The 15471-nt window shown below is 65.6% G+C and carries 14 protein-coding genes, 1 tRNA gene and 2 pseudogenes; 11 read left to right on the top strand and 6 right to left on the bottom strand.

All coding sequences use genetic code 11. From position 1 onward, the window contains the following. Positions 1-28: 28 nt before the first annotated feature. The 3 genes from arfB to ACDELDRAFT_RS06955 all read left to right on the top strand — a co-directional run bounded on the left by arfB (position 29) and on the right by ACDELDRAFT_RS06955 (position 2492). Positions 29-436, top strand: a complete 408-nt coding sequence (arfB, locus tag ACDELDRAFT_RS06965; protein WP_005794922.1) for an alternative ribosome rescue aminoacyl-tRNA hydrolase ArfB — start codon at positions 29-31, stop codon at positions 434-436. 328 nt (positions 437-764) lie between these two features. Next, positions 765-1601, top strand: coding sequence for a DODA-type extradiol aromatic ring-opening family dioxygenase (locus ACDELDRAFT_RS06960; protein ID WP_005794920.1), 837 nt, complete (start codon positions 765-767; stop codon positions 1599-1601). Between the two features lie 216 nt (positions 1602-1817). After that, positions 1818-2492, top strand: coding sequence for an alpha/beta hydrolase (locus tag ACDELDRAFT_RS06955; RefSeq protein WP_005794918.1), 675 nt, complete (start codon positions 1818-1820; stop codon positions 2490-2492). 173 nt (positions 2493-2665) lie between these two features. Here the strand turns inward: ACDELDRAFT_RS06955 and ACDELDRAFT_RS06950 are convergent, their stop codons facing one another. From ACDELDRAFT_RS06950 to ACDELDRAFT_RS06930, 5 genes and pseudogenes are all read right to left on the bottom strand, one after another. Beyond that, positions 2666-3487 (bottom strand): zinc-dependent peptidase, encoded by an 822-nt coding sequence (locus ACDELDRAFT_RS06950; RefSeq protein WP_040328350.1) that lies wholly within the window; start codon positions 3485-3487, stop codon positions 2666-2668. Between the two features lie 57 nt (positions 3488-3544). Beyond that, positions 3545-4340, bottom strand: a pseudogene (locus tag ACDELDRAFT_RS23940) (UDP-2,3-diacylglucosamine diphosphatase); the annotation flags it as partial. A gap of 252 nt (positions 4341-4592) precedes the next feature. Further along, the gene (locus ACDELDRAFT_RS06940) at positions 4593-5099 is read right to left on the bottom strand and encodes a peptidylprolyl isomerase (RefSeq protein WP_005794913.1); all 507 of its coding nucleotides are present in this window, start codon (positions 5097-5099) and stop codon (positions 4593-4595) included. 24 nt (positions 5100-5123) lie between these two features. Continuing rightward, on the bottom strand, positions 5124-5708 hold the full coding sequence (locus ACDELDRAFT_RS06935; protein ID WP_005794911.1) for a peptidylprolyl isomerase: 585 nt from the start codon (positions 5706-5708) through the stop codon (positions 5124-5126). 137 nt (positions 5709-5845) lie between these two features. Beyond that, positions 5846-6406: a tetratricopeptide repeat protein gene (locus ACDELDRAFT_RS06930; RefSeq protein WP_005794909.1), complete on the bottom strand. Its 561-nt coding sequence runs from the start codon at positions 6404-6406 to the stop codon at positions 5846-5848. A gap of 216 nt (positions 6407-6622) precedes the next feature. On the opposite strand from ACDELDRAFT_RS06930, the gene cysS reads away from it, so the two are divergent. The 8 genes from cysS (at position 6623) to ACDELDRAFT_RS06890 (ending at position 15337) form a co-directional block, all read left to right on the top strand. Next, positions 6623-8002 (top strand): cysteine--tRNA ligase, encoded by a 1380-nt coding sequence (gene cysS / locus ACDELDRAFT_RS06925; protein ID WP_005794907.1) that lies wholly within the window; start codon positions 6623-6625, stop codon positions 8000-8002. Positions 8003-8047: 45 nt separating this feature from the next. Beyond that, positions 8048-8722, top strand: coding sequence for a DNA-3-methyladenine glycosylase family protein (locus tag ACDELDRAFT_RS06920; protein ID WP_040328348.1), 675 nt, complete (start codon positions 8048-8050; stop codon positions 8720-8722). 82 nt (positions 8723-8804) lie between these two features. Next, the gene (locus ACDELDRAFT_RS06915; RefSeq protein ID WP_005794903.1) at positions 8805-9782 is read left to right on the top strand and encodes an acetyl-CoA carboxylase carboxyltransferase subunit alpha; all 978 of its coding nucleotides are present in this window, start codon (positions 8805-8807) and stop codon (positions 9780-9782) included. Between the two features lie 444 nt (positions 9783-10226). Beyond that, positions 10227-11189, top strand: coding sequence for a tRNA lysidine(34) synthetase TilS (gene tilS / locus ACDELDRAFT_RS06910; RefSeq protein ID WP_005794901.1), 963 nt, complete (start codon positions 10227-10229; stop codon positions 11187-11189). Between the two features lie 80 nt (positions 11190-11269). Further along, positions 11270-12538, top strand: a complete 1269-nt coding sequence (locus ACDELDRAFT_RS06905) for an aspartate kinase (RefSeq protein WP_005794898.1) — start codon at positions 11270-11272, stop codon at positions 12536-12538. A gap of 43 nt (positions 12539-12581) precedes the next feature. Next, a tRNA-Ser gene (locus ACDELDRAFT_RS06900) sits at positions 12582-12674 on the top strand. A gap of 343 nt (positions 12675-13017) precedes the next feature. Next, positions 13018-13842 carry an EAL domain-containing protein gene (locus ACDELDRAFT_RS06895; protein WP_005794897.1) on the top strand — a complete coding sequence of 275 codons (825 nt, stop codon included), beginning with the start codon at positions 13018-13020 and terminating at the stop codon, positions 13840-13842. A gap of 238 nt (positions 13843-14080) precedes the next feature. Beyond that, positions 14081-15337, top strand: coding sequence for a sensor domain-containing diguanylate cyclase (locus ACDELDRAFT_RS06890; protein ID WP_005794895.1), 1257 nt, complete (start codon positions 14081-14083; stop codon positions 15335-15337). Between the two features lie 28 nt (positions 15338-15365). Here the strand turns inward: ACDELDRAFT_RS06890 and ACDELDRAFT_RS06885 are convergent. After that, positions 15366-15471 (bottom strand): annotated as a pseudogene (locus ACDELDRAFT_RS06885) (RNA-binding S4 domain-containing protein); the annotation flags it as partial.

Below are 15471 nucleotides of genomic sequence, written 5' to 3'. Positions count from 1 at the left end.
GCGGTGGCGCGCGGGCAATGGGGGCGCCATGACCGCTGCGCTGCTGGAGGTGGCGGAGGCCGAGGTCGAGTTCACCGCCATGCGCGCCCAGGGCGCCGGCGGGCAGAACGTCAACAAGGTGTCGAGTGCGGTGCATCTGCGGTTCGACGTGGGCGCCTCGTCGCTGCCCGCCGACGTGAAAGAGCGCCTGCTGGCCTTGCGCGACACCCGCATCACGCAAGACGGCGTGGTGGTCATCAAAGCCCAGCAATACCGCAGCCAGGAGCAGAACCGGGCCGACGCGCTGGCACGGCTGAACGCACTGGTGCAGTCGGTGGCGCAGCCGCCGCGGGCGCGCCGCGCCACCAAGCCCACGTACGGCTCGAAGCAGCGGCGGTTGCAGGCCAAAACCCAGCGCGGCGAAACCAAGGCCTTGCGGGGCAGGGTGCGCGATTAGGCTGAGGGGGGCTCTGGCCGGTGGCGGCAGCGGAGCCTGGGTGGCCGCGGTAGGCGGACCTTCCGCAACGACGCGGGGGCGCGCGGCTCAGGCCAACGGGCAAGCCTTGGTGGCTTCCTTCCGCTCGATTCCGGGGCTGCCCCAGGGCTGTCTGGACCCCACTCGGGTGTTCGTCGCGGCGCTTCACGTGAAATATTCTGCTTTGGTGGTTGGGCGCCGGTGCCTGTCGGGGCATTGGTTTGATTGGTGGAACGATCTGTCTGGGTATCGGTGGATTGAATCATTGGATCAGAGCTCCTACATTCAACGTATCCATTGAAAGCCCGCCATGTCCATTGCTGCACCCGTCACACTTTCCACCCAAGGTCCGGCCCCCGTGCCGGCGCTGTTCGTATCGCACGGTGCGCCCCTGTTTGCCATCGAGGCGGGCGAAACCGGCCCCGCGCTCACGCGCTGGGGTCAGGCGCTGCGTGCGCAGTTTCCGGGGCTGCGCGGTGTGGTGGTGATGTCGCCGCACTGGATGGCCCGCTCACCGCTGGTGATGACGGGGCCTCAGCCCGCCACATGGCATGACTTCGGGGGCTTTCCGGCGGCGTTGTACCAATTGCAGTACCCCGCGCCCGGCGCGCCCGCGCTGGCGCAAGAGGTGCTTGGCTTGCTGCAGGCGGCCGGTGTGGCCGCCCAGGGCGATGCCGCGCGGCCTTTCGACCATGGGGCCTGGGTGCCGCTGATGCATCTGTTTCCCGAGGCCGACCTGCCCGTGGTGCAGGTGGCCCTGCCCGTGGGCGCCGGCCCGGCCGAAGTCTATGCGCTGGGCGCGGCGCTGCGCGGGCTGCGCAGCCAGGGCGTGCTGGTGATGGGGTCGGGCAGCATGACGCACAACCTGGCTGAATTTTTCGGCGGAGAGCGTGAACCCGCTCCCTATGTGGTCGAGTTCAGCCGATGGATCGAGGCAGCGCTTGCGCGCGGCGACCTGAAGGCCCTGCTCAACTACCGCAGCGAAGCGCCCCACGCGCAGCGCGCCCATCCCACGGAAGACCATTTCCTGCCGATCTTCTTCGCGCTGGGCGCCGCAGGGGACGATCTGCACGCAAACTACTTGAGCCGCGAGGTGATGTACAGCATGCTTGCAATGGATGCCTTTGCGTTGCAGCCTGCAGCCTGAATTTTTACCGGGCCTTGCCACCGTGGAGCCACGCGGGCCGTGCGGCGGACGGGAATGGTGCAGCCGTGGGCCAACAGTCTGTGCCCACGGCGCGTGCGCTACGGGCCGGCAGAGGTGCCAGAATGGCTGTCATGCGCCGTTGGCGCCAGTACTGCACGGGGACGCGGCAGACGGGCCGCTTGAAATCAACAACAAAACTGCTTCAGGTGCTTGACCATGCTTGATCTACCGCTCACTTTTTTACAGCGCCCTGCGGCCGCAGCCACCCCTCGGCCCTGGCTGCTGGTGCTCATGCATGGCGTGGGCAGCAACGAGCAGGACCTGTTCAGCCTGTCGCCCCAGATTCCCGACCGCTTTCACGTGCTGAGCCTGCGCGCACCGCACCGCATGGGCCCGGGCGCGCATGCCTGGTTTGATTTCTCGATCGAGCCCGGCAGCGTGGCGCGCAGCATCAATGAAGAGCAGGAGGCCCGCAGCCGCGCCCTGGTTGCGCAGACCGTCGAGGCGGCGTCTGCCCAACTGGGCATTCCGCCCGAGCGCGTGGTGGTGGGCGGTTTCAGCCAAGGCGGCATCATGGCCTTGTCGCTGCTGCTGACCCGGCCCGAACTGATGCTCGCTGCCGTGGTCTGGCACAGCCGCCTGCTGGCGCAGGTGGTGCCGCTGCAGGCATCGCACGATGCCTTGCACGGCAAGAAACTGTGGCTGAGCCACGGCACGCACGACAACGTGATACCGCTGGCCAACGCCCAGGCCATCGCACACCACATGGCGCCTTTGCCGGTATCGGTCACGTACCGCGAGTTTCCCAGCGAGCACGAGATACGGCCTTCCGAGCTGGCCGCCACGGTGGCGTGGCTGGAATCGCTTTCGACCATTCCCACCGCTTTCTGATCGTTGCGGGCGCTGCGCTGCGGCCGCCAGCACCGGGCGGCACGGCCTGCCAGTGAAGGGGCGATGGCGCAATGCGGTGAAATGCTATTGAAAGAATAGCTGCCTGCGCGCACCCATTCTGCGCAAGGCCCCAATTCGCCACATATTCTCTCAGGCGCCGATCTTGGTGCCGTTCACGGTGCCTGCCGGAAGAAGGCATCCAGCACCGGCATCAGCGCCGGGAATTCCTGCGCGAACTGTGCCCGGTTCACAAAATACGCCTCGCACGCCACCGCGAAGAACTCGGCGGGGGCCGTGGCGCCGTAGGCATCCAGCCAGGGCGGCGGGGCGCCAAACCGCTGCGCCATGATCACGCGCTCGCGAAAATTGGCGTACGCCGGCTCCCACGCTGCCCACCATGCCTCGTGTGCTGCACGGGCGGTGCGGGTGCCCATGAAGCCCGCGGGCAGGGGCGGGCAGCCGTTGGGGGCGCCGCTGCGCATGTCGAGCTTGTGCACGAATTCGTGCACCACCACGTTGGTGCCGCGCTCGGTGTTGTGGCCGGCATTGGCCACGTGCTGCCAGCTCAGCATGACGGGGCCGCGCTCCATGGCCTCGCCCAGCAGTACCTCGGTGTGTTCGTGCACCACGCCGGCCTCGTCCATCGTCTGGCGGCGCGCCACGGCTTCGCCGGGGTGCACCACGATGCCCACGAAGTCGTCGTACCAGCCCAGGGCCGCAGCCGCGTCACCCCAGTGCAGCAGCGGCAGGCAGGCCTGGGCAGCAATGTCGATCGCCATCGCGTCGGTCACCGTCAGGCCGTGGGCGCCATGGAACTGCTTGTGGTGCAGGAAGAGGGCGCTGAGCGCGCGCAGCTTGGCCTGGTCGTGCAGCGGCAGGGCTGCGAGAAACGGGTAGCGCTGCAGGGTTTCGAGCCAGAGCGTGGCCGAGATGGCGGGAACCGGGGCGACGGTGGCGCGCAGCTGATGCCAGAGTTTTCTCAGGACGTGGGGCATGGGGGCAGGGCCTGCTCGCGCGCACCCTTGTGAACAATGACTGCTGCCTACATGGGGGGCCATGGCCACGCGTTCCAAGCCCCGTGCCGTCAGCCGCAGCACCTCGGCACGCGGGGGGCGGGCGGCAAGGTCCCAGTCGCTGAGCACTTCGCGCGTGAGGCCGGGCGCCAGCACGTGCTGCGCGGGGCGGTGCGTGTGGCCGTGCACCAGCACCGTGGCGTGGGCTGCGGCCAGCCAGGCCAGTGTGGCGGCGGGGTCGAGGTCGGCGTACACCGCCGCACTTTGCTTGCGGGCCTCGCTCTGCTCCCGTATGGCCCCGTGCCTGCGCGCGCCGCTCGGCCAGGGGCTGGGCCAGAAACTGCTGCTGCCAGGCGGCGCTGCGGGCCAGTGCGCGAAAGCGCTGGTAGTCGGTGTCGTCGAGGCACAGCGCATCGCCGTGGCTCAGCAGAAGGCGCTGGCCGCCGAAGACCAGCGCCGTGGGGTCGTCCAGGCCCTGCACGCCGCAGTGCTGCAAGAAGGCTTGGCCCACCAGAAAGTCGCGGTTGCCGTGCATGAAGTACACCGGCGCACGCGCGGTGGCGGCATGCAGCGCGTCGGCGCACTGCGCCTCGAAGCTGCCGGGCTCGGACAGCGCATCGTCGCCCACCCACACCTCGAACAGGTCGCCCAGGATGAAGACGGCGTTGGCCGGCGTGTGCCGTAGGTAGGTGCGCCAGGCCTCGAAGGTCTCCGGCTCACCGGGGTGGAGGTGCAGGTCCGAAATGAAATCGACCGTGCCCCAGTGCGCAGGAGCCGCAAGCTCTGCGAACCGGGGCACGGTCGTGTCCGTGGCGGGCGCGCCGGTATCAGTCATCCCTTGCGCCATGTGTTGTGCGCGGACCAAGGCTTGGGTGTGGCCCCCCCCAGGCATGGGGGGCAGGGGGCGTCCCGCAGCGAAGGCGCCGCCGCCGTTCCCACTCCGCGCTGCGATAGCGATGCGAGAGAAGGGACAGAAGAAGAGGGCCGTGGCACCACGCCCGCCTGCGCAGGCCTGGATGGCCCCGAAGGGCTGTTCCCTCTGGGGGCTGCACCGAGGCGCGCAGCGCCACAGAGGGACGTGCCATAGTTAGATGGCAACCGCCTTTTCGATCACGACGTCTTCCTTTGGCACGTCGTCATGGAAGCCGCTGCGGCCGGTCTTGACGGCCTTGATCTTGTCCACCACGTCGGCGCCCGAGACCACCTTACCGAACACGGCATAGCCCCAGCCCTGGGCCGAAGGTGCGGTGTGGTTCAGGAAGCCGTTGTCGGCCACGTTGATGAAGAACTGCGCCGTGGCCGAGTGCGGGTCGCTGGTGCGGGCCATGGCCACGGTGTAGTTGGCGTTCTTGAGGCCGTTGTTGGCTTCGTTCTGGATGGGCGCGTCGGTGCCCTTTTGCTTCATGCCGGGCTCGAAGCCACCGCCTTGCACCATGAAGCCGGGGATCACACGGTGGAAGATCGTGTTGTTGTAGTGGCCCTTGTTCACATAGGACAGGAAGTTCTCGACCGACTTCGGTGCCTTGTCGGCATCGAGTTCAAGGGTGATGACGCCGTGGTTGGCGATGTGCAGTTCGACTTTGGGGTTGCTCATGGCGTTGCTTCTTTCAGTAAAAAATCACTTCACCAGGGTGGCGGAGTTGATGGTGACGGGCGTGGTGGGCACGTTCTGGTGCGGGCCCTTGTTGCTCGTGGGCACGGCCTTGATCTTGTCGACCACCTCGGTGCCGCTCACCACCTTGCCGAACACGGCATAGCCATGGCCGTCTGGCTGGGGCGCGTTGAGCATGGCGTTGTCCTTCACGTTGATGAAGAATTGGGCGGTGGCCGAGTTGGGGTTGCCGGTGCGGGCCATGGCGATGGTGTAGGTGTCGTTCTTGAGGCCATTGGCCGCTTCGAGCGGGATCGGGGCCTTGGTGGGCTTTTGCACCATGTCGGCCGTGAAGCCGCCGCCCTGGATCATGAAGCCGTCGATGACGCGGTGGAACACCGTGCCGTCGTAGTGCTTGTCCTTCACGTACGCCAGGAAGTTCTCGACCGTCTTGGGGGCCTTGGCCGGGTCGAGCTGCACCACGATGTCACCCATCGAGGTGGCGAGCTTCACTTTGGGCGCGTCCTGCGCCTGGGCGGGGGATGCTACTGAAAAAATAGCTGCCAGCGCAATGCTGGCAAGCGCGGCGGTCGATTTTCTTCTGGAAATCATGCACAACTCCTTGATTGAAACGGTGCCGCGGCGCCGGGGCTGGCGGGTGCGGTCGTGATGGATGTGGCGCCGAAGTTACCACCGGGCCGGCTGCAGCGGCGGTGGCCACGTGGCAAGCCCCTGCCGTGTGGCGGCTCTCAGGGGCGCGATGCTGCGGGCTTGGCCGCGCGGGCCGCCGGGAGCTGGAGCAATTCGTGCACCTGCGCCAGTTTGGACCGCAGCGCGGGGTTGTTGGCCTCGAGCTTCTGGGCCTTGGCATAGGACTGGAACGCCAGCCGGGCGTAGATGTCGCCCAGGTTCTCGTGCGCCGCAGCGTACGACGGGTTGTTGCGCACTGCCATCTCCAGCGCCGTGCGGGCCTTGTCCAGCTGGTTCTGGCTGGCGTAGATCACCGCCAGGTTGTTGTAGGGCTCGGGCAGCTCGGGGTATTCCTGGATGAGCTGCGTGAAGGTGGCAATGGCGGCGTCGGTCTGGCCGAGGTCGGTTTGCGCCACGCCACGCAGAAAGCGCAGTTGCGGATCGCGCGGCGCCGCCGTCAGGCGCTGGTCGGCCTTGCCCAGGGCTTCGGTCGCCTTGCCGGTCTTGAGTAACTGGGTGATCTCGGCGTAGTCGCTGGCCTGGGCCACGCCAGCGCCCAGCCATGCGGTCAGGGCCAGCAGGCACAAAAGTCGGGGGAGGGTGCGGCGGACTTGCTTCATGGAGGGGTACGAAGGGGGTGGGCGGCGCCCGGTCCGGGCGGGGCTTATACTCCGGCGGATTGTAGCTGAGGGGGTTGTCATGACGGTACGCTGTTGCCGCTGGTGATTTCGCCGGGCGCCCAAGGCTGGGCACATCCCCTTGCGGGGCCCGCACCTTCGCTGCAGGGTGAACTGGCTTTACCCGCCCCCATCAAGTCTCCCCGTTACAGAAATCCCATGAGTTTGCGCATCTACAACACGCTGTCGCGTGCATTGGAAGACTTTTCCCCGCTCGAACCCGGCCATGTGCGCATGTACGTGTGCGGCATGACCATCTACGACCTGTGCCACATCGGCCACGCCCGCATGATGATGGCGTTTGACGTGGTGCAGCGCTGGCTCAAGGCCAGTGGCCTGCGCGTGACCTATGTGCGCAACATCACCGATATTGATGACAAGATCATCCGGCGCGCACTGGAGCGGGGCATCACCATCCGCCAGCTCACCGACGAGATGATCGCCGCCATGCACCAGGATATTGGCGCCCTGGGCATTGAGCCGCCGGCCGTGGAGCCGCGCGCCACCGAATATGTGCCGCAGATGCTTTCGCTGATCGGCCAGCTCGAAGGCAAGGGCCTGGCCTACCGCGCCACGAATGGCGACGTGAACTACTCGGTGCGCAAGTTTGCGGGCTACGGCAAGCTCTCGGGCAAGTCGCTCGACGAGCTGCGCGCGGGCGAGCGCGTGGCCGTGCAGGACGGCAAGGAAGACCCGCTCGATTTCGTGCTGTGGAAATCCGCCAAGCCCGAGGAGCCGCCCGAGGCCAAGTGGGACAGCCCCTTCGGCACGGGCCGTCCGGGCTGGCACATCGAGTGCTCGGCCATGAGCTGCGCCACGCTGGGCGAGACCTTCGACATCCACGGCGGCGGGGCCGACCTGCAGTTCCCCCACCATGAGAACGAAATCGCCCAGAGCGAAGGCGCCACCGGCAAGCCGCTGGCGAAGTTCTGGGTGCACAACGGCTTCGTGCGCGTGGACAACGAGAAGATGTCCAAGAGCCTGGGCAACTTCTTCACCATCCGCGACGTGCTCCAGCAGTACGACGCCGAGACGGTGCGCTTCTTCATCGTGCGCGCCCACTACCGCAGCGCGCTCAATTACAGCGATGCCCACTTGGACGACGCACGCCAGGCGCTCAAGCGCCTGTACACCGCGCTGAGCCTGGTGGCGCCGTCGGAGGTGGCGAGCATCGACTGGGCGGACCCCTACGCTGCACGCTTCAAGGCCGCCATGGACGAGGACTTTGGCACGCCCGAGGCGATTGCCGTGCTGTTCGACCTGGCCAGCGAGGTCAACAAGACCCGTTCGCCGCAACTCGCGGGGCTGCTCAAGGCGCTGGCGGGTTGCCTGGGACTGCTGCAAGGCGATCCGCAGGCCTTCCTGCAGGCCGGTGCGGGTTTTGACGAGGCGGCCATCCAGGCGCAGATTGCCGCCCGCGCCGCCGCCAAGGCCGGCAAGGATTTTGCAGAGGCCGACCGCATCCGCAACGCCCTGCTGGCCCAGGGCATCGTGCTCAAGGACTCCGCCGCGGGCACGACCTGGGAAGCCGCTCAGTGACGCCGTTTTGTATCAAATACCCTTGTGGTGCTTGCGGGGTGTGCCGTGGCTGCTTCTAAAAACGTAGCAAGCGAAGCGCTGACGCCCGCCAGCACCGCGCTGGCCACGCCCGACTACTGGGCCGAAGCGTGCAAGCACCTCGTCAAGAAAGACCGGGTGATGAAGCGCCTCATTCCCCAGTTTGGCGATGCCGCCTTGCAGACCCGCGGCGATGCCTTCACCACCCTGGCGCGCAGCATCGTGGGGCAGCAGATTTCGGTGAAGGCCGCGCAGACGGTGTGGGAGCGCTTCGCGGCGCTGCCGCGCGGCATGAAGCCCGGCAATGTGCTCAAGCTCAAGATCGACGACATGCGGGCCGCCGGCCTGTCGGCCCGCAAGGTGGACTACCTGGTTGATCTGGCCCTGCACTTCGAGGGCGGCAAGCTGCACGTCACCGATTGGGCCGCGATGGACGACGAAGCCATCATTGCCGAACTGGTGGCCATCCGCGGCATTGGCCGCTGGACAGCCGAGATGTTCCTGATCTTCTACCTGATGCGGCCCAATGTGCTGCCGCTGGACGATGTGGGGCTGATCAACGGCATCAGCCAGAACTATTTTTCGGGCGATCCGGTCAGCCGCAGCGATGCCCGCGAGGTGGCCGAGGCCTGGAAGCCCTGGTGCAGCGTGGCGACTTGGTATATTTGGAGATCGCTCGACCCGTTGCCCGTGGCCTATTGAGGCTCGTTCCATCAGTCATGAACCGGTTGCAACGCGGGCCCCTCGACAGAGGCGCCCAGGGCGCGACCCAAGGAGAAATACGTTGGCGAAAAAGACCTTTCTGGATTTCGAGCAGCCCATTGCCGAACTCGAATCCAAAATTGAAGAACTGCGCTACGTGCAGACCGAGAGTGCCGTTGATATCTCGGAAGAAATCGACCAGCTCAGCAAGAAGAGCCAGCAGCTCACCAAGGACATCTACAGCGAGCTGAGCCCCTGGCAGATCACCAAGATTGCCCGCCACCCCGAGCGCCCCTACACGCTCGACTACGTGCGCGACATCTTCACCGACTTCGTGGAGCTGCACGGCGACCGCCACTACGCGGACGATTTGTCCATCGTGGGCGGCCTGGCGCGCTTCAACGGCCATGCCTGCATGGTGCTGGGCCACCAGAAGGGGCGCGACACCAAAGAGCGCGCCATGCGCAACTTCGGCATGAGCAAGCCCGAGGGCTACCGCAAGGCCCTGCGCCTGATGAAGACGGCCGAGAAGTTCAAGCTGCCCGTGTTCACCTTTGTGGACACGCCGGGCGCCTACCCCGGCATCGACGCCGAAGAGCGCGGCCAGTCCGAGGCCATCGGCCGCAACATCTTCGAGATGGCGCAACTCGAAGTGCCCATCATCACCACCATCATTGGCGAAGGCGGCTCGGGCGGCGCGCTGGCCATCAGCGTGGGCGACCAGGTGGTGATGCTGCAATACGCCATCTACTCCGTGATCAGCCCTGAAGGCTGCGCCTCCATCCTCTGGAAGACCAGCGAAAAGGCGCAAGAGGCCGCAGACGCCCTGGGCATCACCGCCCACCGCCTCAAGGCGCTGGGCCTGGTGGACAAGATCGTGAGCGAGCCCGTGGGCGGCGCGCACCGCGATCCCAAGCAGATGGCATCTTTCCTCAAGCGTGCGTTGGGCGATGCCTTCCGCCAGGTGGCCGACCTCAAGACCAAAGACCTGCTGGACCGCCGCTACGACCGGCTGCAAAGCTACGGCCGTTTCAGCGACACAAAGGCCGACAGCCGCTGAACCGACGGCCTGCGCGCACCCAGAACAGCGGCCCCTTCGGGGGCCGTTGGCGTTGTGGGCACCGGCCCGTTGCCATGGAGGCCGTTGTGCGCGTGACGGCGCGTCCGGCGGTCGACACAAGGCACGAAAGAGTGAGATCCCCAGCCGTGTTGCGGGCGTGCCGTGAGGGGCGCCGCGCCATGGCGCTGTCCGCACCTGCGTATGGCTGCCTCGTCGTTCATGTGCCGGGATGCGCACCATGCGGCCACCGCGGGCCGGCGAACGCGCGCCAGACTGTTCCGCCTTGCACGTTTGTGCATGGTGCATGGGGCGCATGACGCGGCCATGCCTGCCGCACGTGCCCGGCGGCGCACCCTTGGCGCGGAACGGGATAATCATGCGCATGTCTGAAATCTGGTTTCCCGCGATCTGGCTGCCGCACGCAACGCCGCGGCAACGACAAGGATGACGCAATCCTTTTCAGCCGCGATGGAGCAGTTTGCGCCCGCGCTGCCGTTGGCGGTGGGGCTGAGCGGGGGCGCCGATTCCACCGCTTTGCTGCTCGCGTGCGCGCGAAAGTGGCCGGGGCAGGTGCAGGCGATCCATGTGCACCACGGCCTGCAGGCCGCAGCCGACGATTTCGAGCGCCACTGCCAGGATCTGTGCAAGTGCTTGCAGGTGCCGCTGACGGTGCAGCGGGTGGACGCACGCCACGCGCCTGGAGAAAGCCCAGAGGATGCTGCCCGCCGGGCAAGATACAAGGCTTTTGAGGCGGTAGTGCAAGCGCATCCTGCGCCATTTGCTATCTCTTCGATAGCATTGGCGCAGCACGCGGATGACCAGGTCGAGACGCTGCTGCTGGCTTTGTCGCGCGGCGCCGGCGTGGCCGGGCTGGCCGCCATGCCTGCACGCTGGGAGCGGGGCGGTGTTTTTTGGCATCGCCCCCTGTTGCGTGTGGCGGGGGCACATGTGCGCGATTGGCTGCGGGCGCAGGGGCAGGGCTGGGTGGAAGACCCCACCAACCAGGACGAGCGCTTCACGCGCAATCGCATCCGCGCGCAGTTGCTGCCCGCGCTGGAAGCTGCGTTTCCCTCGTTCCGGGACACCTTCGCCCGGTCTGCCGCCCATGCCGCACAGGCCAGCGAGCTGCTGCAGGAAATGGCGCAGCAGGATCTGCTGCAGGTGGGCATCCCTCCGCAACTGGCGCCCCTGCGGGCCTTGAGCCGTGCGCGCCAATCGAACGTGCTGCGCCATTGGTTGCGGGTGGCGCACGCCACCACGCCCACCGCGGCGCAGCTGGGCGAGTTGCTCGACCAGCTGGCAGCCTGCACCACGCGCGGCCACCGTATCCATCTCAAGGTGGGGCGGGGCTTCGTGGGGCGCTCCGGGCCGCAACTCGATTGGTACAATCCCGAGGTTTTGGTCTAACAACGGCACGAAAAACGGCGGCGCACCAAAACAGTGTGCAACCTGCGCTGCGGCTCCAGTTTCGTCACCCCCAATATCCAATGGCATTGATCGTTCATAAATACGGCGGCACCTCGATGGGCTCTCCGGAGCGCATTCGCAACGTTGCCAAGCGCGTGGCCAAATGGGCGCGGGCCGGCCACCAGATGGTGGTGGTTCCCAGCGCCATGAGCGGCGAAACCAACCGCCTGCTTGGCCTGGCCAAGGAGCTGGCGCCTTCCCGCGCCATGCAGTCCTACCACCGCGAGCTGGACATGCTGGCCGCCACCGGCGAGCAGGCCTCGTCCGCCTTGCTGGCCATTGCGCTGCAGGCGGAAGGCATGGAAGCGGTCAGCTACGCTGGCTGGCAGGTGCCCATCCGCACGGACAGCAGCTACACCAAGGCGCGCATCGAATCCATCGACGACCAGCGCGTGCGCAGCGACCTGGCCGCCGGCAAGGTGGTCATCGTCACCGGGTTCCAGGGCATCGACGGCGAAGGCAACATCACCACGCTGGGCCGTGGGGGGTCCGACACCTCGGCCGTGGCCGTGGCTGCGGCCATGAAGGCGGATGAGTGCCTGATCTACACCGATGTGGACGGCGTTTACACCACCGACCCGCGCGTCGTGCCCGAAGCGCGCCGCCTGCAGACGGTGAGCTTCGAGGAAATGCTCGAAATGGCCAGCCTGGGCTCCAAGGTGCTGCAGATCCGCTCGGTTGAGTTTGCAGGCAAGTACAAGGTGCCGATGCGCGTGCTCTCCAGCTTCACCCCCTGGGACATCGACATCAACGAAGAAGCCAAGTCCGGCACGCTGATCACTTTTGAGGAAGACGAAAAAATGGAACAAGCCGTCGTATCCGGCATCGCATTCAATCGCGACGAGGCAAAGATCTCCGTGCTGGGCGTGCCCGACAAGCCCGGCATCGCCTACAAGATTCTGGGCGCAGTGGCCGACGCCAACATTGAAGTCGACGTGATCATCCAGAACGTCAGCAAGGACGGCAAGACCGACTTCAGCTTCACCGTCAATCGCAACGACTACACCCGCACGGTTGAACTGCTCAAGGAAAAAGTGCTGCCTGAACTGGGAGCCCAGGAAGTGGCTGGCGACACCAAGATCTGCAAGGTGAGCATTGTCGGTATCGGCATGCGCAGCCATGTGGGCGTGGCCAGCAAGATGTTCCGCACTTTGAGCGAAGAAGGCATCAACATCCAGATGATCTCCACCTCCGAAATCAAGACCTCGGTGGTGATCGACGAGAAATACATGGAACTGGCCGTGCGCACCCTGCACAAGGCCTTCGAGCTGGACCAGCCAGCCGCCTGAAGCTCCCAAAAATGCCTCGAAAATGAGGCATAATAGCGGGATTGGAAACGTGACCGAGTGGCCGAAGGTGCTCCCCTGCTAAGGGAGTATGGGGTGTAGAGCCTCATCGAGGGTTCGAATCCCTCCGTTTCCGCCAGATGGCTTTCAAATCTGCAGCATCGCTGCAAATTTCAAAAAATCTGAAAAGCAAAAGCTGCAGCTCCCAAAGTTGCGGCTTTTTTGCTTTCTGGCCGCAATGCGCCCCGTATTGGGTCGAGGCTGCCGCAGCAAGGGTACGGTGGTGGGCGCCGATAGGGCTTCTGCGGACGTGGTCCGATGTTCTGTCGGAGTGCCGCCTTGGCGATCGCTACGTTCAGGGATCGCCAAGGCGCCGTGCGGCCAGGTTCTGACGCATGGGCGCTTCGCCGCCGCCAGTGGCATGGGGTGGCCCTTGCAGCGGTGCTCACACAGGATGTTTCGACACCGGTGACAATAGCCGCATGCAAGAAAGACAGCACTCCCACGCCAACCCTGCCTTTCCACTGAATTTTGCCCCTCTCGAAGGCACTCGAAGGGATTGCGAGGACTGCGGCAATGGAGCGCGGCTGGGGTTTCAGTTCGACTACGCGTACCAGCCCATTGTGGATCTGCACCACCGCACGGTGTTTGCGCACGAAGCGTTGGTGCGAGGCCCCTCTGGCGAAAGTGCGGCAACGGTGCTCTCGCAGGTGAACGACCAGAACCGCTACCGTTTCGACCAGGCCTGCCGAGTCAAGGCCATCAAGGGAGCCGCGGAACTGGGGCTGGAACAACCGGTCTCGATCAACTTCCTGCCCAATGCGATCTACAAGCCCGAGGTGTGTATCCGCACGACGCTAGAGGCGGCGAGGATTCATGGGTTTCCACTCGAAAAAATCATTTTCGAGGTGACCGAAGGCGAGCGCATCGAGGACGGCCCATGGTTCGCCGAGATATTGCGTGAATACAAGCGCTGCGGTTTTCAGACGGCCATCGACGACTTTGGCGCGGGCTATGCAGGCCTCAAGCTGTTGGCTGATTTCCAGCCAGACATCATCAAGATCGACATGGACCTCGTGCGCAATATCGACTCCAATCGCGCCCGCCAGACCATCGTGCGTCGCCTTGTTGATCTGTGCCGCGACATGGAAATACAGGTGGTGGCTGAAGGCATCGAAACCCCGGCAGAGCGCGACTTCCTGTACGACAGCGGCATCCATCTGATGCAGGGTTATCTTTTTGCCCGGCCGCAGTTTCGCGCGGTGGCAGAACTCGATCCTGCGGCGCTGCACATGGGGCGGCGTTGAAAATCCCAGCGCTCACTCCGGCGCCGCTGGCGGGTTCACGGCGCTTGCGAGACGGCGTTTCTTCGCGGGGCCCGAGGGCGTGGATGCACGCGGCGAGCGGCCCGACGCCAATGGCAACTGCCCCAGCCTTTGTGTCGGCCGCCCCGGGCACGCCTGGCGGCACATCCGCAGCCCAGGGCGCTCCAGAGAGCTTGCGCATTCCGGTGAAGGCACCGTATCTGCCGGGCAATCTCACTTCATGAGCACATCCACTCTCCAGTTATTGCAGGCGGCCTTTTTGCAGTCGTGGAACGCCATCGTCATCACCGATGCGAAAGGGTTGCAGGTCGAGTTCGCCAACCCGGCCTTCTGTGCGATGACGGGGTACACCATGGAGGAATTGCAGGGGCGTACGCTCAGGATGCTGCAGGGGCCGGACACCGATCGCGCCGTGATCGAGCACCTGCACCAATGCCTCAACGAGGCGCGTTACTTTGAGGGGACGGCCACCAATTACCGCAAGGATGGTTCAAGCTACCTCGTCCACTGGAACATCTCGCCCGTGCGGGGTGACGATGGCGCCTTGACGCATTTCATCTCCGTGCAGCAGGATGTATCGGCCTACATTCAGTCCGAGCGCAAGAACCGCCTGCTGGCCCGTGCGCTCGATGCCGCCAGTGATCCGGTGATGCTGACGGATGCCGCTGGCCGCATCATTTTCGTCAACACGGCCTTTTCCCATGTCACGGGCTACGGCGCAGACGAGGCCGTGGGTGCCACGCCTGCCGTGCTTCGCTCTGGCCTGCATGACGAGGCCTTCTACAGTGCTTTGTATCGCTCGCTGGCCGAGGGGCGCGACTTTCGTGCCACCTTTGTCAATCGCCGTCGTGACGGTTCGCTGTTCCATGCCGAGCAAAGCATTTCGCCTGTTTGCGACGAGCGCGGGCAGGTCACGCATTACGTCAGCGTGAGCAAGGACATCTCCGAACGGGTGAGCAAGGAGCAGGCCTTGCTGGATGCCGCCACGCGGGACCCGCTCACCGGCCTGCACAACCGCCGCGGCGGCGAGAAGATCCTGGCCGAGGCGCAAGCGGATGCGCGCAAGCATGGCCGCCCCTTGAGCCTGCTGGTCTGCGATATCGACCACTTCAAACGGGTCAACGACCGCTTTGGGCACCCCGTGGGCGACCGCGTGCTGCGCGACGTTGCATGCATGTTGCGCCTGGCCGTGCGAAGCCGCGATGCGGTGATCCGGTGGGGTGGGGAAGAGTTTGTGATCGTGCTGGACAGTTGCACCGAAGCCCGCGCCGCCGAGCTCGCCGAGCGTATCCGGGGCCGGGTGGACGCCCATCGGGATGCCGAGGTGGGCGCGCTCACCCTTTCGATGGGCCTTGCAACGCTGCTGGGGGGAGAAACGGTGCAGCAACTGGTCGGCCGTGCAGATGCGGCACTCTACGACGCCAAGCGTGGTGGGCGCAACCGCTGGTCGGTCGCGCGGCCGGGTTCGGGCGACTGACGGCGCGCGGCACTTGCCGCTTCGCTCGTCACTCGTCGATGGATGCGCTCCAACGGTCGCCCCAATCCTGCGCGCGGTCGATGTGGCGCCGGTCGCGCTTGGTGGGGCGGCCCTCCTGCAGTGCCGCTGCGGGT

It is taken from the genome of Acidovorax delafieldii 2AN (assembly GCF_000175235.1).
GTDB classification, from domain to species: domain Bacteria; phylum Pseudomonadota; class Gammaproteobacteria; order Burkholderiales; family Burkholderiaceae_C; genus Acidovorax; species Acidovorax delafieldii_B.
The sequence above is the reverse complement of the archived record's forward strand: the minus strand, read 5'-3'. Positions and strand labels throughout refer to the sequence as shown.

Bases quoted from the DNA above. Each gene is read 5' to 3' on its own strand.
- arfB (WP_005794922.1), top strand. From the start codon at position 29: ATGACCGCTGCGCTGCTGGAGGTGGCGGAGGCCGAGGTCGAGTTCACC.
- ACDELDRAFT_RS06960 (WP_005794920.1), top strand. From the start codon at position 765: ATGTCCATTGCTGCACCCGTCACACTTTCCACCCAAGGTCCGGCCCCC.
- ACDELDRAFT_RS06955 (WP_005794918.1), top strand. From the start codon at position 1,818: ATGCTTGATCTACCGCTCACTTTTTTACAGCGCCCTGCGGCCGCAGCC.
- ACDELDRAFT_RS06950 (WP_040328350.1), bottom strand. From the start codon at position 3,487: ATGCCCCACGTCCTGAGAAAACTCTGGCATCAGCTGCGCGCCACCGTC.
- ACDELDRAFT_RS06940 (WP_005794913.1), bottom strand. From the start codon at position 5,099: ATGAGCAACCCCAAAGTCGAACTGCACATCGCCAACCACGGCGTCATC.
- ACDELDRAFT_RS06935 (WP_005794911.1), bottom strand. From the start codon at position 5,708: ATGATTTCCAGAAGAAAATCGACCGCCGCGCTTGCCAGCATTGCGCTG.
- ACDELDRAFT_RS06930 (WP_005794909.1), bottom strand. From the start codon at position 6,406: ATGAAGCAAGTCCGCCGCACCCTCCCCCGACTTTTGTGCCTGCTGGCC.
- cysS (WP_005794907.1), top strand. From the start codon at position 6,623: ATGAGTTTGCGCATCTACAACACGCTGTCGCGTGCATTGGAAGACTTT.
- tilS (WP_005794901.1), top strand. From the start codon at position 10,227: ATGACGCAATCCTTTTCAGCCGCGATGGAGCAGTTTGCGCCCGCGCTG.
- ACDELDRAFT_RS06905 (WP_005794898.1), top strand. From the start codon at position 11,270: ATGGCATTGATCGTTCATAAATACGGCGGCACCTCGATGGGCTCTCCG.
- ACDELDRAFT_RS06895 (WP_005794897.1), top strand. From the start codon at position 13,018: ATGCAAGAAAGACAGCACTCCCACGCCAACCCTGCCTTTCCACTGAAT.
- ACDELDRAFT_RS06890 (WP_005794895.1), top strand. From the start codon at position 14,081: ATGAGCACATCCACTCTCCAGTTATTGCAGGCGGCCTTTTTGCAGTCG.